This is a genomic window from Colwellia sp. MB3u-55 (assembly GCF_014076785.1).
In the GTDB taxonomy this organism is placed as follows: domain Bacteria; phylum Pseudomonadota; class Gammaproteobacteria; order Enterobacterales; family Alteromonadaceae; genus Colwellia_A.
Genome location: NZ_JACGUS010000018.1, coordinates 1 through 1,754, shown reverse-complemented (window position 1 = coordinate 1,754; position 1,754 = coordinate 1). Strand labels below are relative to the sequence as shown.

At 34.1% G+C, this 1,754-nt stretch carries 1 protein-coding gene; it reads right to left on the bottom strand.

What is annotated here, in order from left to right; translation table 11 throughout:
- Positions 1-220 precede the first annotated feature (220 nt).
- A complete protein-coding gene (locus H4J66_RS00055) occupies positions 221-751 on the bottom strand; it encodes a hypothetical protein (protein ID WP_182169093.1) in 531 nt (176 codons plus the stop codon).
- Positions 752-1,754: the final 1,003 nt, after the last annotated feature.

Genomic DNA, 1,754 nt, shown 5'->3' with positions numbered 1-1,754 from the left:
TGAAATAGCCACTAAAACAAATGCCAAAACCATCGCTAGTTTAAAGTCGCTTTTATTATCTCTAATTTTAATTGTATCCATTACATTTGACATATTCATCCTTAGTTTGAGAAACACATAACGCCCCATTAAGAGGCTTTTAATTGTTGGCTAAAATGTGTAGCGAAGCGGAACCTAGCCAACTGTTAAAAGTCCTGCTTGAATGGCTTGTTACAAGGATTTAACTGCTAATGCAGCCACGATGAATTGAATCAAAAGCTTTAAGTAACTCGTTAATTTTAAGCTTTTGTTCCGGCTTAGAAACTCCAATAGATAGATAATCTGTATCGTAGAATTTCATAAAACCATCAGATGATTCATTTTCTAAAGTTACTTTCTTAACTTCAGCGTCTTTTATAAAGTTAATTTCAACTAAATCACTCCACCTTTGTTGTACAACACCATCCTCTATTACGTCATGCGCAGGGACAAACAATGAGTTTTTATAGTTCTTAGAAAAGTCGACTATTATTGCTGTGTGTACTGAATAAAAACCTTTTCTCTCACTTACTTCTTTAGACCAATGTGATTTAAATTCAATCTTACAAGTATCTATATTTCTTATGTTTATTGTAGAGTTTTGATTGAAATTTGAATCGGAAATTATTGCTTTTAAATTTGAAAAATCCAATATGTAATTATTTGGTTTATTTTTAACAGTTGAGCAACTAATGTTCAATAAAGTTAAAAACAATATTATCAACAAACGCATAGTTTAACGATCCTTGTAACGCCCCAATAAGAGGCTAAAAATGGTTGGCTAAAATAGTGAGGCACGAACGGCAGCCAACTTTTTTTAGTCCTGCTTGATTGCCTTGTTAGTTGCTGTGATTTAAAAACGCACAACATACAGCAACCGCTAAAAGTAAATGGATGGAAGAGCGAATTAACACCTGCCCACCACCACTTAACGCCCAAATTAATTTTGAGCCGTTTACACAAAAGCGATTAAGCGATAAATGCAAACCAAAATTGAATAACCTAAAGGGAGTTGAGCGAAGAAGCACCAAATCCATTTAGGCGAAACTGTTTAGCCAAAAACGCTAAACATTTGAATGCGGTAAAGTTACCACACAAAAGAACGAAACAAACAATAAACATTTATGAAATACGCCAAACACTAAAATAAATATTAATCTTATTTGTGGGGGCAACTAACGCCTAATTAACAGGCAAAAAATTGTTGGCTAAAATAAGTGAACGTAGTGAACAAAAAGCCAACTGTTTTTTGTCCTTGTTTAATTTCTTGTTAGCTTTATTTTTACTCCCAGCCCTATTTCACATAAGGCCAAGTATAAACTCCGTTATTTATATAATATGACTTTAGCTTAGGCATGCAACGTTGCTTAAATAATAGAGGTGCATTGCCATAGCGTTTTTCATAAATATGAACGGCTGAAATACGGCGAGAACGCCAAATAAAAAAACTAGCGTGACCTTGGCGTATTAATTTAGCTTCCCGTGTAGCAAACCTTTTTATTAATGATTGGAGTTGCCTTTTATTTAATTGCTGCCAAGTAAGTGCCCTTAATAGAGGACTGCCTTTAAGCAACTTATACTTCCATTTAATACTTAACTCTCCAATAAAGCTAACGCCTCACTAAGAGGCTAAAAATTGTTGGCTAAAATAGTGAGCGCAGCGAACCTAGCCAACTGTTTTTAGTCCTTTTGAGTGACTTGTTATATGCCTATTTAGAGTTAAACAACATGATAAT

Bases quoted from the DNA above. Each gene is read 5' to 3' on its own strand.
- H4J66_RS00055 (WP_182169093.1), bottom strand. From the start codon at position 751: ATGCGTTTGTTGATAATATTGTTTTTAACTTTATTGAACATTAGTTGC.